The organism is Raineyella sp., assembly GCF_034933565.1.
Classification (GTDB): Bacteria; Actinomycetota; Actinomycetes; order Propionibacteriales; family Propionibacteriaceae; genus Raineyella.
Genome location: NZ_JAYFNG010000008.1, coordinates 37,644 through 53,444, shown reverse-complemented (window position 1 = coordinate 53,444; position 15,801 = coordinate 37,644). Strand labels below are relative to the sequence as shown.

Below are 15,801 nucleotides of genomic sequence, written 5' to 3'. Positions count from 1 at the left end.
CCCCGGGCCGCTGAGACAGAGCTTGTCGCGCGGGAGCCCGGGCCGGCTGGCGTGCCGCACAGCGGCGTAGTGCGACCGACGTCACAACGGCACGGCGCGGCCGACGTCACGGCGGCGGGTCATGGCGACTCGGTCCGACCGATGTCGCAGTCATCGGTCACCACGACGTGGTCCGGACCGACGTCATCACGGTGACCTCGGTCCGGGGCAGCGCGCGGCGGCCTCCAGCAGCATCCAGGCCCCCACCTGCACCGACAGGTCCCGCTCCGGCAGGTCCGTCGGATCCGACCGGCGGGGGATCCTCGCCGGGGTCCGCGGGTCGGGGCCGAACCACATCTCCTCGCCGTGCCGCGCCCGATGCTGCCAGGCCGCCTCCGCGGTGGTCCTGACCAACCTGGCGGCGAGCCCACGGGCCGACGCGGCGTCGGCGGTCCCGCCGGGCAGGTCGGTCGCGACCAGAGCGAGGTAGCGAGCGAGGATCCCGCGGAACAGTCCCTCGTCGCCACCCTGTTCGGGCCGCCCCCGGTACCCGACCAGGACGTGGCCGTCGGCCATCCCCCGATCGATCGCCTCGACCAGCCGCAACACCCGAGCGGTGGTGTCGGCAGTGTCGACGGCGCCGGGAGCGTCGACGGCGCCGGGAATGTCCGCCGTCCCCGGCCCGCGATCGAGGGCGGCCCGGAGCACCGCGACCTCGGCCCCCAGCATCACGCCCTGGTTGTAGGTGTAGAAGGTGCGGTCGACCAGCCAGGGTGCCGCCCCGGTCGGGTCGGGGCGGATGCCGTCGACCACCAGCCCGGTCGCGGCATCCAGACAGTGCTCGCGCAACCAGGTCAGCGTGCGACAGGCCCGTTCGAGTCGGCCGCGGCGGGCCATCAGGATCGCCATCGGCCCGTTGGCAGGCACGTTGCGGAAGACGTCGCCGACCCGCCAGGGGATGCCGCCGCCGAGCGGCCGGTCATCCCAGCCGCCCTCCAGCCGGGCGACGATCCGGTCCACCGCGAGCACGCGGCGCCCCGCTGCCCCGTGGTCGCCACCGCGTGCGCCCGGTCGGCCCGGCACGCCCTGCGCGCCCCGTACGCCCCGGTTCCGTACGCCCCGGTTCCGTACGACCTGCAGGTCGCGGGCGCGTCCTCGGGCCGGGACGACGATGCCCTGCTCGCGTTCCATCCGGTCGAGCGCGAGGCCCAGCCAGGCGTTGTCGTCGTAGTACTCGTTGAGCCAGCCGACACCGTTGCGCAGGGCCATCGCCGCCGGCCAGGGGGCGATCAGGCAGCGGCGCGCCGCAGTGGGGGCGCGCCGCTGGGCGTCGAGCAGACAGTCGAGGACGTGCGCCTGCCACCAGTAGTGGAAGCTGACGAAGGACCGCGCCGCGACAGTCGGCGGGTGTGCCGTCCAGGCCAGCCGGGCCCGGGGGGCGAGCAGGGGGCGGTGCAGGTGGCGGCCGGTGACGGAGCGTTCCGCCGCGGCGGCCCGGGCGGCCAGGGCGGGGTCGACGGATGGTCCGGCCGGCCGGTCGGGGCCCAGCGGTGGTCCGGCCGGCGGCCGGGCGGCAGGCATCGCGTCAGGCCCGGGTGAGCCAGTCGCACAGATCGTCACCGGCGGCCGGGACGAGCTGCTCCAGTCGCGCCACCTCCGCCTCGGTCAGGGCAGCGGCATCGCCCTGCTCCATCACCTCGACGAGTTGCTCGGCGGTGCCGACCCCGACCCCGATCGCGCTCACCCAGGGGTGCGCGGCGGCATAGGCCAGGCAGAGGTCGACCGGCCCGGTGCGCCCGAGCACCGGGGCGGCGGCGGCGACCGCGGCCCGCGCCGCCGCCGCCTCGGCCGCAATGCTGGCGGGCGCGGTGAGTGGGGTGCCGGTGGTGAGGACGCCCTGGCCGAACACCCCGTGCACGGTGACGACGACGCCCGCCGCCGTCAGGCGGGCGAGGCCGGCGGCGACCGCGGTGGCCCGCCGATCGACCACCGACAGCGGGACGGCGACGTGGCCGAGGCCGGGCAGGTCGGCGACCCGGTCCAGGTCGGCGGGGTCGGCGAGCACCACTCCGGCCCGGCCGACCGTCCCCTCGGCGCGGAAGGCCTGCAGTCGGGCCCAGGCCGCTCCCCCACCGGCCAGGGCGTCGTCCGGGGAGGCGAAGAGCACCGCATCGGCCCGGCGCCGGCCGAGCTCGGCAAAGGACCGCTCCAGCGAAGCCTCCACGGCGTACCCGAGGGCATCATCGGGGACACCGCCGAGCGCGTGCAGGGTGGTGATGACCCCGACCCGCTGACGCAGCGCCGGGTCGTACGCCACCCGGACCGCCGCCTCGGAGTCGCCGTCGTCGCGGCCGGTGACGACGTGGGTGACGCCCCGGGCGACGGCGGCGGAGAGGATCGAGCGGGCCTCGGCCGCGTCCGGGCGGTGCCGGGTGATCGCGCCGGTGTCGCGGCCGAGCGGGGAGGCGCCGAGCAGCAGCCGGGACAGCGTCAGCCCGTCGTGGCTGGTCCGGGGCAGCGCCGGGCCGTTGCGGTCCGCCTCGCGGGCGATCCCGGCGATCAGCTCGCGCCAGGACACCCCGACCACGTCGTCGTAGTGGTCGAACAGCTGCGAGACCCGGACGTAGTCGGCCAGCGAGTCGACGGTGCAGCGGTAGGTGACGATGTCGAAGTCGATGCCCTGGGGGGCGTACGGGAGCTCACCGAGGGTGCGGCGGATCCACGGGGTGACGTGTTCATGGTCGTACGGGGCGGTGGCGGTGGCCGCGGCCCGGCGGAGGTCAGCGGCGGTGAAGACCTCGACACCGAGGCCCTCGGGGACCCGGGCCAGGTCGATCCGGCCGTACGAGTGGCCGGACGCCTCGACGGCGACGATGAGTTCGTCGACCAGTTCGGTGTCGACGATCGGGTTGTCACCGGTGAGCCGGACCACCCGGTCGGTGTCGGCCAGGTCCTCGGTCGCGGCGACGAACCGCGACAGCACGTCATCGAGGGAACCGCGCAGCACCCGGATGCCGCGGCGGGTGAGATGGTCGGCGATCCGCTGGTCGTACTCCTCACGGCTGGTCGCGACGACGACCTCGTGGCCGCCGCGCCCGGCGCGCCGGGCGACGAGCTCGATCAGCGGCATGCCACCGATCATCATCATCGCCTTGCCCGGCAACCGGGAGGAGTTGAGGCGGGACTGGATCACGACACGGGTGCGCACACGGACCTCCTGGCTGACACAGCCGTCACCCTACGGCAGGCCACCGACAGCGGCGGGGTGGCCCGCCGGGCGCCGCTCAGCGCAGCGCGAGGATGGCGTCGGCGACCCGGACCCGGCCGTCCCCGTCGACCAGGGCCGCCCCGCGCGCGCCCAGCGCCGAGCGCCAGGCGGCATCCGCCGCGAACCGGCCGAGCACCTCCTGTGCGGCCGTCCGGGCGGTGGGATCATCACGCAGACCGTCGAGCAGACCGATGGGGGCGACCAGCCCGGCGCCGAGGACGGCCTCGTAGCCGACGAGCTGGTTGGTGGTGACGGCGACCAGGGCGGTCGGCAGGCCGAGACAGAAGAACTCCCAGATGGACGTCCCGGCGGCGCTGACCACCCCGTCGCAGCCCGCCGCCAGGCCCGGCAGGTCGTCGACCGGTGCGACGACCTCGAGGCGCTGCCCCGGCCCCGGCCGGATCGCCGCGAGCTCGGCGACGATCTGCTCCCGGCCGGCCACCACCACGACCTGCATGGGTGCATCGGTCCCGAGCAGCAGCGACACCACCGTGGGTGCCGCACCGTACGCGTCGGTGCCCCCGAAGACGCACAGCAGCCGCGGCGCCGAGCCCTCGTCCCGACCGGCGTCACCCACTCCCCGGGCCGCAGCCGGGAGGGCCGCCTCGGCACGCGTCCGGTCCGCGGGAGCCACACCCGAGAGGGCCGCCTCGGCGGGAACCGCAGCCGAGGAGGCCGCGTCCGCGGCCGGTCGGCGCCGGGAGCGGACCACATCGCGCAGCAGGGCGTACTCGATGCCGGCCAGGACGCCGCGGTCCGCCGGGACCGTGGCGGGGCGGGTGGCGCCGAAGTTCTGGTCCACGTAGAGATCGGCGTCCTGGTGCAGGCCGAACGTGCCGTCGACCATCGTCGCGACGGGTGTCCCGGCGGCCCGCAGGGTGGTGCCGAGCGCGGCCGGCAACCGGTAGCCGTCCAGCACCACGACGTCCAGCCCGCGGCGGCGCACCTCGGCGAGCAGGGCGTCCGGCCCCTCGTCGACCGGCACCATCGCCAGCCCGTGGGCGGCCAGCAACCGGTCGGCGAGCGGGGATCCCGTCACCTGACCGAGCAGGGTGACCTCGACGCCGCGGTCGACGAACTCCTCGGCCAGCGCCAGCTGACGCAGCAGGTGACCGACCCCCATCCGCGGGTCGGCGTCGCAGCGGAGCCCGACCCGCGGTGCCCGGTCGCGGCCGGCGCCCCGCACCGGGTCGCGGACGATTTCCTGGCCACCCCGGGGAGCGTCGTACGTCATGGGGGTCACCCTAGCCAGCCGGCCGGCGCCCACCGGACCGGGAGACATCGCGGCCGGAGAAACCTTGCGCCGCGGGAAACAACGCGCCCACTAGGACTGTTGCACCACACCACAGCGGAGGGTAGTTTATCGGAGTCGGCCCGTGCGCACCCCCCAAGCGTGCGGGCCGGCTTTTTTGTTCGCCCCGCGACCACGGCTCGTTGCCCCGCGACCACGGTCTGCCACACCGCGACCCGCGAGGCCACCGAGCACGGCCGGCGGGTCCGGCCGGCGGGTCCGGCCGGCGTGACCGCGCGGAGCCACGAACATGCCCGCCGGGTGCGCCGGGTGTTAGCCTGAGGGACGCCAGTCACCTGCGTGCGCTGCGGCTGCGTACGGCACGCAGGGTCAGCCCGGGGCGCACGGCGCGCTCCACCACCTCCGGAGCATTCGTGAGCATTCTTTCGGGTTCGTCCATCCTGATCACCGGTGGCACCGGCTCGTTCGGCAAGGCGTTCATCACCAGACTGCTGGACGACGTGGACCCGAAGCGCATCGTCGTCTACTCCCGCGACGAGCTGAAGCAGTACGAGTGCCGTCAGCTGTTCAACAACGACAGTCGGCTGCGCTGGTTCCTCGGCGACATCCGCGACCTGCCCCGGCTCAACCGCGCGATGCACGGCATCGACCATGTCGTCCACGCCGCCGCGTACAAGCAGGTCGACACCGCCGAGTACAACCCGTACGAGTTCGTCAAGACCAACGTGTTCGGGTCGCAGAACGTCATCGAGGCCTCGATCGACGCCGGCGTGAAGAAGGTCGTCGCGCTCTCCACCGACAAGGCCTCCTCGCCGATCAACCTGTACGGCGCCACCAAGCTGGCCGCCGACAAGCTCTTCATCAACGGCAACCACTACGCCGCCGCCTACCCGACCCGTTTCGCGGTGGTCCGCTACGGCAACGTGATGGCCTCCCGCGGCTCGGTGATCCCGAAGTGGCGCCAGCTGGGCGCCGAGGGCAAGCCGCTGCCGATCACCGACGAGCGGATGACCCGGTTCTGGATCACCCTGCCGCAGGCGGTCGACTTCGTGCTGAACAGCTTCGAGCTGATGAGCGGCGGCGAGCTCTACGTGCCGCGGATCCCCTCGATGAAGCTCACCGACCTGGCCGAGGCCCTAGTGCCGGGCGCCACCCTCGAGCACGTCGGGCTGCGCCCGGGCGAGAAGCTGCACGAGGAGATGATCTCGCTCGACGAGGGCCGCCGGGTGCTGCGGCTGGGCGACGAGCGCTACGTGATGCAGCCCGACCTCGCCAGCTGGGGCTACCGCCCGCCGTCCGGCGCCGTCCCGGTGCCGGAGGGCTTCCGGCTCGACTCGGGCACCAACGACCTGTGGTACAGCGTGGAGGAGATCCGCGCGATGCTCCCCGAGGACTGAGCGGTGCTCCCGTACGGTCGGCAGTGGATCGACGAGAACGACATCGCCGAGGTCGCCGAGGTGCTCACCTCCGACTGGCTCACCACCGGCCCCTGGGTGCGTGACTTCGAGCATGCCCTCGCCGAGCGCGGTGGGGCCCGGCACGCGGTCAGCGCCACCTCCGGCACCGCCGCGCTGCACATGGCGTACGCCGCCGCCGGGATCGGCCCGGGCGACGAGGTGATCACCACCCCGATGACGTACGTCGCGACCGCCTCGGGCGCGATGCACTGCGGGGCGAGCGTGGTGTTCGCCGACATCGAGGAGGACACCGGCAACCTCGACCCGGTCGCGGTCGCCGCGGCCGTCTCGGAGCGGACGCGGATCGTCGCCGCGGTCGACTACGCCGGACAGCCCGCCGACATGGACCGGCTGAACGCGATCGCGCACGAGGTCGGGGCGCTCACCGTCGAGGACGGGGCGCATTCGGTCGGGTCGACCTACCGGGGCCGTCCGGTCGGGTCGCTGGCCGATCTGACCACGTTCTCCTTCTTCCCGACCAAGAACCTGACCACCGCCGAGGGCGGCGCGGTGCTGACCGACGACGACACGTTGGCGCTGGCGGCCGACGAGTTCCACAGGATCGGCGTCTCCCGGGACCGCTCGACCTACCGGCACCCCGACGAGGGCGCCTGGTGGTACGAAGTGCCGGCGATCGGCCTGAACTACCGGCTCTCCGATGTCCATGCCGCACTGGGGCTGAGCCAGCTGGGCAAGCTGGACGACTTCAAGGCCCGCCGGGCGGCACTGTTCGCCCGCTACCAGGAGCTGCTGGCCGACGTCGACGGACTGCGGCTGCCGACCGTCCGCGCCGACGTCGACCCGACCTGGCACCTCTACCCGGTGCGGATCCTGGGCGGGCGGCGCCGCGAGGTCTTCGACCGGCTGCGCGAGGCCGGCATCGGGGTGCAGGTGAACTACATCCCGGTCTACTGGCACCCGGTCTTCGAGGACCTCGGCTACCGGCAGGGCATGTGCCCGAACGCCGAGCAGTTCTACCGCGAGGAGATCTCGCTGCCGATGTTCGCCCGGCTGACGTTCGCGGAACAGGACCGGGTGATCGAGACGCTCCGGGGGATCCTGGCGGCCTGACCCGCGCGTACGGCCCGCGTCACCGGCGGCGCTGCCGCACCACGAGGTGTCCGGTCCGGCCCACGGCGAGCTCGACCGACCGCTCGGCCACGACGGCCCGGGCGCCGTCACCGGCGAGCAGCACCGGGACGGCGGGCCGATCCGGGCGGAGCAACGCCACCGCCCGTTCGGCGACCCCGGTCACCGGGTCGTCGGGCGGGTCACCCTCGACGAGCGCACCGGCACTGAGACGTACGTCCCGGCCGTCCGGCCGGACGGTGATGTCCGGGGTGGGGTCGGGCCGCTCGACGACCAGTCGGGTCCCGGCCGGCGCCACCTCGGCCAGCCGGAGCACGAACTCATCACCCCGCACGGTGACCGCCGTGACCACCGGATACCCGGATCCCGAGTGACCGGATCCCGGGTCACCGGACCCCGGGTCACCGGATCCCGGCTGACCGGGCCAGCGGAGCACGGCCAGGTCACGGCCGCTGTTCTCCGGCGCCGGGCCGGGAGCGTCACCCCCGAGCCCGACCAGGTCGCCGGCGGGGCGTCGACGCGCGGCGGGTAGCGCCGCGGCCCCGAAGCGGACGTCACCGGCCCACCGGACGATCCCTGCCCGCAGTCGCAGCGTCAGCACCGCGCGGCTCTCGGGCGGATCGATGGCCGCGGTGGTCGCCCCGGCCGTCGTCTCCCCGACCCGGTCCAGCACCGCGGGCGGCACGTCGATCGCCCAGCACAGTCCGTCGCCGGGCCGGCTCACCTGCGCGGGCACATCGAGGCTGCCGGACCCGGTCCGCAGGGTGGCTCGCGGGGTGACGCGGGCGGCCCAGCGTCCCCGCAGCCGGGAGTCGACCGTCAGGTGGAGGGTGTCCCCCTGCCATGTGGCGCCCGTCAGGGTGGACCGCAGTCGGCGGCGCAGCGGGTGCGCCGGCCGGTTGCGCGGGGCGACGGCCCGGGCGAGGGCGGGCAGCCGGGTCAGCCCGCGGGGCAGCATCGCCGCCACGTCGGTGAGGAGCGTACGAGCCCCGGCGCCGCCGCGCCGGTGGGCCAGGGCCCGGACCATCGCCAGGTCACCCGCCCGCAACGACCGGTGCAGCTGGGCCGCGAGCGGAGTCGCGAGCCGGTCCGCGTCGGGGTCGAGTCGGTCGGCCAGGCCGGTGGCGAGCTCGGTCAGGGCGGCCCGGTCGTCGACGGGGGCCGCGAGCAGGGCCTCGGCGAGCGCCACCAGGTCGACGTCGATGAGGTAGGCGTGGACCCGGGTCCGCACCTCGGCATGCCCCTCGGCGGCATCGAGTCCGTCGAGTACCAGCAGGGCCGAGGCGACCCGGTCACGGACGTTGTCGAGCCGGAAGGTCTGCTGGGTGATGGAGTCACCCGACTCGCGGTCGCGCCAGTAGTAGACGTGGTCGGCGAGCACATCCACCGACCGGGCCCGCAGGTAGCCGGGCAGGGTGACCGGATAGTCCTCGTAGCGGATCGTCGGGAAGGTGAACCCCGCGGCGTCCCAGAAGCTGCGCCGGTAGACCTTGTTCCACACCATCCGGTCGCGGATCAGCTCCGGGAACGCGTCGATCGTGGTGGCAGGTCGGGTGCTGGCGAACGGGATCTCGTGGGTCCAGGACTGGTACGCCCCCCGGGCCGTGCTGAACCGGTAGGCGTTGCCCGCGGCGAAGTCCGAGCCGGTCGCCTCCAGTGAACCGACCAGCCGTGAGTAGGCCCGCGGCGCGACGAGGTCGTCGCTGTCGACGAAGGTCAGGTAGCGCCCGCTCGCCCAGCCGGTGCCGGTGTTGCGGGCCGGGCCGAGACCGGCGTTGTCCTGGCGGACGAGCCGGAAGCGCGGGTCGCGCGCCACGTACGCCTCGGCCACGGCCAGCGAGCCGTCCCGGGAGCCGTCGTCGACCAGGATCACCTCGAGGTCGGTGAGGGTCTGCACCCGCAGCGACTCCAGACAGGCACCGATGTAGTCCTGCACGTTGTAGAACGGCACGACGACGCTGAGCAGCGGCCCCCCGCTCATCGGCTCAGACCAGGTCCCAGGACAGCGCGGTGCCCCGCGCGACGTCGCGGCGGAACGGACGTCCCTCGACCACGGAGTACAGGTCGGGGGCCAGGCCGAGCGCGGGGCGTACGGAGCGGACGTTGTCCGGACCGACCGGCTCGCCGGCCGTCACGTCGCGGGTGACATAGAGCGAGCGGCGGAAGCGCAGCCCCTCGGCCTCGGCGTCGCGGGCGCCGATCACCGGCTCCCCCATCGCCTGCCAGGCCGTCCGGGTCTCGCGGACCAGCGCCGCCAGCTCCGGGCCCTCCAGCGAGAACGCCGCATCGACCCCGCCCGAGGACCGGTCGGTGGTGACGTGCTTCTCCACCAGCACCGCGCCGAGCGCGACGGCGGCGACCGCAGCCCCGATGCCGAGGGTGTGGTCGGACAGGCCGATCATCGTGCCGAACGCGTCGCGCATCACCGGGATGCCCCGCAGGTTCGAGTCGCGCGGGTCGGCCGGGTAGGAGGTGGTGCAGGAGAGCACGACGATCTGCTCGTTGCCGGTGGAGCGGGCCGCCTCGACCGCGGCGTTGATCTCGCCGAGGGAGGCCATCCCGGTGGAGATGATGATCGGCTTGCCGCAGCCGGCCGCCCGCCGCACCAGCGGCAGGTCGACGATCTCGGAGGAGGCGATCTTGTACGCCGGCACGTCCAGCGACTCGAGGAAGTCCACCGCCGTGGGGTCGAAGGGGCTGGAGAAGGCCAGCAGACCGCGCTCGGCGGCCCGGTCGAAGATCGGCTGGTGCCACTCCCAGGGGGTGTGCGCCTCCTCGTACAGGTCGTACAATCGCCGGCCGCCCCACAGCTCGTGGTCGTCCTTCAGCCGGAAGTCCGGGCTGTCGACGTCGAGGGTGATGGTGTCGGCGGTGTAGGTCTGCAGCTTGATCGCGTGCGCGCCGGCCTCGGCGGCCATGTCGACGATCGCCAGCGCCTTGTCCAGCGAGCCGTCGTGGTTGCCGGACATCTCGGCGATGATGAACGGCTCGTGGCCCGGGCCGATCGCGGTCTGGCCGATGCGGATCTCGTCGGGCATGGTCACTTCTCCTGGCAGGGTGCTGTCGGTGCGGTCCGGGCGGCCGGCGCAGGGCCCGGCCCCGGCTGTCCGGTCAGGCCGGGTGCGGTCGATCGGGGTGTGGTCGGGTCGGGTGCCGTCGGTCCGGGCGTGGTCGGGGCCGGCGTTGTCACTGGGCGGGTCCGGCGGACGTGGTGGACCAGGGTGGGGGTGCCGTCGATGTCGCGTTCGTACGTCTCCACGTCGAGGAAGCCCTGGCGTCGGTTGAACGACCGCACGCCCTCGTTGGCGTCGAGCACCTCGGCCTCCATCACGGTGATCGCCCGCCCCTGGTCGCGGAGCGCGTCGATGTACTTCACCGCGTCGCGCTGGATCTGGATCCAGGCCGGCAGCAGTTCGCCGCGGGCGGTGAGGCCGGCGTTGTCGAGGTAGTAGCCCCACCAGACCGAGCCGGCGGCCCAGTCGAGGTCCCACAGCGACACCACCCCGGCGGGGATCCCGCCGCGCTCGTAGATCAGCACCGCGCGGGTCGGGTCGGCCTGCACCCGCGTCCACCAGGCGGCGTGCTCGGCGGGGCCGATCTCGTGCTGGGTCAGCGAGACGGCGCGGACGTCGGGATGGTTGCGCCAGACCCGGACACGTTCCCGGTCCTCATCGGTGGCGGGACGCAGCATGTTGACCTCCTGGCGTGCGCGGGCCCGTCGGGCTCGCCGCCCTACCGTAGCGCGGCGGTGTGACGTACGGGTGTGACGGCGGCTCAGCCCGCCGACCGCGCCCCCTGGGTGAGCGAGCCAGGGCCGGGCGCACCGTCGGTCGCCGGGCCGGGGCCGAGCGGACCGGAACCGGGACCGGGCACGCCGTCGGTGGCCGCTCCTTGGGTGAGCGCCGGGCCATGGGTGAGCACGGTGAGGCCGTCGGCGTCGCGCTGCCACCGCAGCCGCCGGTCACCGAGCACCGTGGCGATCCCGGGGCCGGACAGCACCACCGGTTCGGCCGCCTCCGCCCCCTCGCGGCGGACCAGCACCCGCCGGGTGGCGGTCCGCCCGACCGGGTCGTCGGCCGGGTCGTCGGCGAGCACGGCCGGCACCGGGAGCAGGGCGACGTGGTCGTCGATCGGGGCCTCGAGCGGCGGGGTCGGCCAGGGACGTTCGACGATGACCGTCCCGGTGGCCAGGTCGGTGTGCGCCCGGACCACGCCGTCGCTGAGGTCGAGCCGGTCGATCACCGGCACCCGGCGCCGCCGGGTGAACGCCAGCCGCCCGTCCCGGGCGACGGCCTGCAGCCAGTAGCCGGCGCGGCGTACGCCGTGCAGGTGCTCCGCCGTGACCGGGACGCCGCCCTGCCAGGTCAGCGGGCCGGCCTGCACGGCGACCCACAGCGGCGTGGTGTCGGTGAGCCGGGCCAGCTCGGCGGTGTCGACGGTGACGTCGAGCTGGACCCCGCCCGGCAGCTGCGAGACCCGGACGTGGGGACGTACGGTGCCGATGCTCACCCGGGCGGTGGCGACCAGTGCCGCCGGCTTCGGCAGCGCCACGGTGAGCCGGTAGTGGAAGGCGTGCGGCAGCACGGTGAGGTCGGCGAGCCGGGCCGGCAGCGGCCGGGACGGGACGGCGCGGCGGGCGACGGTGAGGCCTCGGCGGACCGCGCGGGCGGGCAGCGGCCGGGGGGTGCGGCCCGCGGCGGCCACCGTCGCCGGGGTCCGGTCGCCGCTGCGATAGCGGGCGATGGCCAGCGCCCGGTCGTCGTCACCGGCGCGCAGGGCCTCGTACGCACCGCGGAGGTCGGGGGCGGCGAGGGCGACCAGCCCGGGGTCGATCCGGTGGACGAGTTCGCCGGCGAGGGTGCGGACGGCGGGTCGGTCGGCGGGTGCGGCGGCCTGCCATGAGGTCAGCACCTCGCGGACGTCGACGTCGACGAAGTGGCTGTGGACCAGTTCGCGCAGCTCGTCGTCACCGTGGTCGTCGACCAGATCGAGCACCGCCACGGCGGCGGCCACCCGGTCGTGGACGTTGTGCACCCGGTCGCCCTGCTGGGAGATCGAGTCGCCGGACGGGCGTTCCCGCCAGACGTAGACCGGGTCCGGCAGCAGATCGACGGCGCGGGCCTCGAGGTGGGAGCGCAGCGCGACCGGGTAGTCCTCGAACAGCATCGCCGGGAACACCAGGCCGTGGTCGTCCCAGAAGCTGCGTCGCCACATCTTGTTCCACACCATCCGGTCGCGCATCAGCAGCGGCACCTCGCGGATGCCGGTCCGCACCAGGCGTTCGGCGAACGGCTCGCGGTGGGCCCAGGAGGTCTCCAGGCCGCGCTGCAGGCTGAGCCGCCAGACGTGGCCGCCGGCCAGGTCGGAGCCGGACTCCTCCAGGCTGGTGGCGAGTTGCTCGAAGGCCCGCGGGGCGAGCAGGTCGTCGCTGTCGACGAACATCAGATAGCGCCCGCCCGTCCCGCGGATGCCCAGGTTGCGGGCCGGGCCGGGGCCGGTGCGCTCCTGGCGGACCATCCGGAACCGCGGGTCGGCGGCACACACCTCGGCGGCGATCGTGGCCGAGGCATCGGTGGAGCCGTCGTCGACCAGGACCACCTCGAAGTCGGTGAGGGTCTGGCGACGGATCGAGTCCAGGCACGGCCCGATGTACTCCTCGACCCCGTTGAACGGCACGACGGCGCTCACCAGTGGGCTCACGGGACCTCCTCGCAGCGGATGCCTGCATCGTAGCGGGGCACGTTCCCGGGCCAGGTGACGTCGTCCGATCCCCCGGCCGTGGCGGCGTACGTCCCCCTGGCCCGTGACGGCGTACGTCGCTCCGGTCCGTGGCGGCGTACGTCCCTCGGCCACGACGGGGTCGCGACCGCGCTGGTAGAGTCGCCCCGGAAGTCTGTCACCACCCGGAGGTCGCAGCAGCGTGGACCAAACCAACCACTGGTACGGTCACGCGCACATCCTCGCCGAGTACGCCGGTCTCGATCCCGAGAGCCCGCCACCGATCCGCGGCCTGGTCCAGCACGGCTGGACCTTCGTCCACGGCTTCGGCTACCACCGTGCCGACTGGAGCATGGCCAAGTTCGCCTGGTCGGACGTCTCCCGCCGCCGCGGCGAGGCGATCGGCTGGCGCAACTACCTGGTGATCGGGGCGCCCTACCTGTACCTGACGGACGTCCTCGCCGATCCGCACGAGGAGCGCGAGGGGACGATCTGGTACCCGTTCCACGGCACCCGGGACTACGAGTCGGTGCAGGGCAGCCATCAGGCGCTGATCGACGAGATCCGGGACACCGAGGACGGCCCGGTGACGATGTGCCTGTACTTCGTCGAGTACGAGGACCCGCAGATCCGCGGGCTGTACGAGGATGCCGGCTTCCGGGTGATCTGCCACGGGCACCGGGGCCGGATGTGGCAGGGCACCGACCGGTTCTTCCTGTTCCGTCAGCTGGCCGAACTGCGCCGGCACCGCCGGGTCGCCTCGAACCGGCTGACCACCGCGGTGCTGTACGGGGTGGCCGCCGGCTGTGAACCGGCCGTGTACGGCGACCCGATGGAGTTCGTCGGCGCCCGGGCCGGGTTCGACGGCACCGGCCTGCTGGAGGCGACCCGGCCCGCCCTGTTCGGCAAGCAGATCGACCTCGACCTCGCTCGCGCCTGGACCCGTACGGAGCTGGGCGCCGACTTCGTGATGTCCCCGGAGGAACTCCGCTACGTGTTGGGATGGCAGGAACCATGGCTCGCATCGTCGAACTGACCTATCCGGGCAACGTCATCCTGCTGCCCGGCGCGACGCAGAACTGGCGTGATCTGCCGGAGCCCGACGGCCCTGCTGGTCCAGCCGGCATCGGTGGTACCAACGCCCCGAGCGGCGCCGATGCTCCCGGCGGCCCCGATCACCCCGGCACTGCGACCGCCCGCCTCGACCTTCCGGCCGACGACCCGGAGCGCTGGGTCGACCCGAGCACCGGCGACATACCGGGCCCGGGGGCGACCGCCCCGCTGCTGCACGGCCTGGTCGACCGGTTGCTCGCCGGCCTGCCGACGGACCGGCGGCGGGTGCTGGTGGTCGGGCCGCACGACCCGCGGTTGCTGGCCCGGATCGCCGCGCAGGCCGAGCTCACCGTCGTGGTGCGGGCGATCCCGGACGCCGCCGCGATCGGCGCCGCACTGCCCGGGGCGACCGTGCTGTGCGGCAATCTCGCCGATGCCCGCCGGCACGCCGGCACGTACGACCTGGTGGTGGCCCTCGACGACGTCACCCGGGTGCACTCGTTGGAGGACGCGCCGCGGGCCTGGCGGGAGCTCGCCGACGAGGTCGTGGCGTGCGTGGCCGAGGGGGGCAGTCTGGCGCTCGGCGTGGAGAACGACCTGGGCCTGCATCGGCTGCTGGCCGCCCGGTCGGAGGAGGCACGCGACCTGGACGCCAACTGGTCGCCGCTGATGACCTGGGACGCGAGCCGTCCGCGGACCCCGCGACAGGTGGCCGAGTACGCCGAGGCGGTCGCTGCCACCCTGACCGGCCCGGCGACGGTCCGGCAGTTGTTCCCCGACTGGCGCGCCCCGCACACCGCGGGCAGCCAGCTCGACCGGGCCGATCGGCCACTGCGCGATCTACTGGCCGCCCTCGCCGGACGTCCGGTCGGCGACCGCCCCGCGGCGCCCGGCCTGGTGCAGCGGCGCGCCGTCGCGATGGCCGACCGCTGGCCGGAGGTCTGTGCCGGCTGGGTGCTGCTCTGGGGCCCGGCCACCCCGGTCGAGGACGGACCGGCGCTGCTCCAGGCACGCGGCGACGGCCGGACGATCCGCTGGGTCGCCGGCCCGGACGGCCGGGTGCACCGGACGCTCGCGCGGACCGACCCGGCCGGTCCCGTCCCGCACGATGCCGACCCCGTCGACGACGTCCCGGTCGATCCACTCGATCCCGGCCCCGCTGATCCGCTCGATCCCGCCCCGAACGGTCCCGACCGCACCGCCCCGACCGGCGTGGATCCCGCCCTTGTTCCGGTGGTCGTGCCGCCGCTCGGCCGGACCCTGCTCCTCGACCTGGTGGAGGCGGCGACCGCGTCCGACACGCCACGACTGCGACGGGTGCTGGGCGCCTGGCGCGACGCCCTCGACGCCCGTACCGACCCCGACGGGCGACTGCCCGCGGCGTACGCCGACGCCCGGTTCGGCAACCTGCTGGCCGGCACCGATGCCTCCGACGAGCGCGACAACGACGACCTCGGCAACGGCTGCGAGGCCAGCACCGCCCCGGTGCCGCTCGAGCCCGGGCCGGCGGGCACCGACCTGGCCGAGGCCCGCTGGCTGGCGCTGGCCGACCTGCTCGCCACCTGGCGGAGGGCCGGCATCCGTACGCCGTGGCCCAGCTCGATGCACCCCCACACGGTGTTCCGCGCGTTGGCGAGCATGGCGGGGATCCCGGCTCCCGACGACGTCGACCGCTACTGGCCCGGCCCGGTGGCCGGTGCGGGCGAGGAGCCGATGACGGGCCAGGAGATGAGGGCGGTGATCGCCCGCCAGCGCGAGCAGCTGCGGGGGGCCTGGTCCCGGTTCCACTGGGACGAGCGGGCCTACCTGACGTACCGCGCCGAGGACCTCGCCGGGCGCATCGTCCGCAGGCTCGGGCGGGAGGCGGCGCGGGGGGCCCGCAGCCTGACCCGACACCGCAGCGCGGAGTGACCGCAGGGCGATGCGCCCCCTCGCTCCGCCGGGCTCGGTAGAGTGGGCCTGTCAGCCGTACGTCCCCAGGAAGC

At 74.3% G+C, this 15,801-nt stretch carries 11 protein-coding genes; 4 read left to right on the top strand and 7 right to left on the bottom strand.

From position 1 onward, the window contains the following. Nucleotides 1-186: 186 nt before the first annotated feature. The 3 genes from VB059_RS02555 to VB059_RS02545 form a co-directional block, all read right to left on the bottom strand. On the bottom strand, nucleotides 187-1,560 hold the full coding sequence (locus VB059_RS02555; RefSeq protein ID WP_323420461.1) for a glycoside hydrolase family 76 protein: 1,374 nt from the start codon (nucleotides 1,558-1,560) through the stop codon (nucleotides 187-189). Between the two features lie 4 nt (nucleotides 1,561-1,564). Beyond that, entirely contained in the window at nucleotides 1,565-3,187 is a 1,623-nt protein-coding gene (locus VB059_RS02550) for an aldo/keto reductase (protein ID WP_323420460.1), read from the bottom strand. 76 nt (nucleotides 3,188-3,263) lie between these two features. Next, complete coding sequence (locus VB059_RS02545; RefSeq protein WP_323420459.1) at nucleotides 3,264-4,481, bottom strand: hypothetical protein; 1,218 nt, start codon at nucleotides 4,479-4,481, stop codon at nucleotides 3,264-3,266. 431 nt (nucleotides 4,482-4,912) lie between these two features. Between VB059_RS02545 and pseB the strand changes: the two genes are divergently transcribed. Beyond that, nucleotides 4,913-5,896, top strand: coding sequence for a UDP-N-acetylglucosamine 4,6-dehydratase (inverting) (gene pseB, locus VB059_RS02540; protein ID WP_323420458.1), 984 nt, complete (start codon nucleotides 4,913-4,915; stop codon nucleotides 5,894-5,896). A 3-nt stretch (nucleotides 5,897-5,899) separates the two neighbouring features. Beyond that, nucleotides 5,900-7,027, top strand: a complete 1,128-nt coding sequence (pseC, locus tag VB059_RS02535) for a UDP-4-amino-4,6-dideoxy-N-acetyl-beta-L-altrosamine transaminase (protein WP_323420457.1) — start codon at nucleotides 5,900-5,902, stop codon at nucleotides 7,025-7,027. Nucleotides 7,028-7,046: 19 nt separating this feature from the next. On the opposite strand, the gene VB059_RS02530 is transcribed toward pseC, so the two are convergent. The 4 genes from VB059_RS02530 to VB059_RS02515 form a co-directional block, all read right to left on the bottom strand. After that, nucleotides 7,047-9,026 carry a glycosyltransferase gene (locus VB059_RS02530; protein ID WP_323420456.1) on the bottom strand — a complete coding sequence of 660 codons (1,980 nt, stop codon included), beginning with the start codon at nucleotides 9,024-9,026 and terminating at the stop codon, nucleotides 7,047-7,049. A gap of 4 nt (nucleotides 9,027-9,030) precedes the next feature. Next, nucleotides 9,031-10,083, bottom strand: coding sequence for a pseudaminic acid synthase (pseI, locus tag VB059_RS02525; RefSeq protein WP_323420455.1), 1,053 nt, complete (start codon nucleotides 10,081-10,083; stop codon nucleotides 9,031-9,033). A gap of 2 nt (nucleotides 10,084-10,085) precedes the next feature. Then, entirely contained in the window at nucleotides 10,086-10,736 is a 651-nt protein-coding gene (locus VB059_RS02520; protein WP_323420454.1) for a GNAT family N-acetyltransferase, read from the bottom strand. A gap of 83 nt (nucleotides 10,737-10,819) precedes the next feature. Then, on the bottom strand, nucleotides 10,820-12,745 hold the full coding sequence (locus VB059_RS02515; protein ID WP_323420453.1) for a glycosyltransferase: 1,926 nt from the start codon (nucleotides 12,743-12,745) through the stop codon (nucleotides 10,820-10,822). 220 nt (nucleotides 12,746-12,965) lie between these two features. Between VB059_RS02515 and VB059_RS02510 the strand changes: the two genes are divergently transcribed. Both VB059_RS02510 and VB059_RS02505 read left to right on the top strand, forming a co-directional pair. After that, nucleotides 12,966-13,799, top strand: coding sequence for a hypothetical protein (locus VB059_RS02510; protein WP_323420452.1), 834 nt, complete (start codon nucleotides 12,966-12,968; stop codon nucleotides 13,797-13,799). Further along, on the top strand, nucleotides 13,778-15,727 hold the full coding sequence (locus tag VB059_RS02505; protein ID WP_323420451.1) for a hypothetical protein: 1,950 nt from the start codon (nucleotides 13,778-13,780) through the stop codon (nucleotides 15,725-15,727). Before VB059_RS02510 ends, VB059_RS02505 begins: the two co-directional genes overlap by 22 nt. The last annotated feature ends 74 nt before the right edge of the window (nucleotides 15,728-15,801 follow it).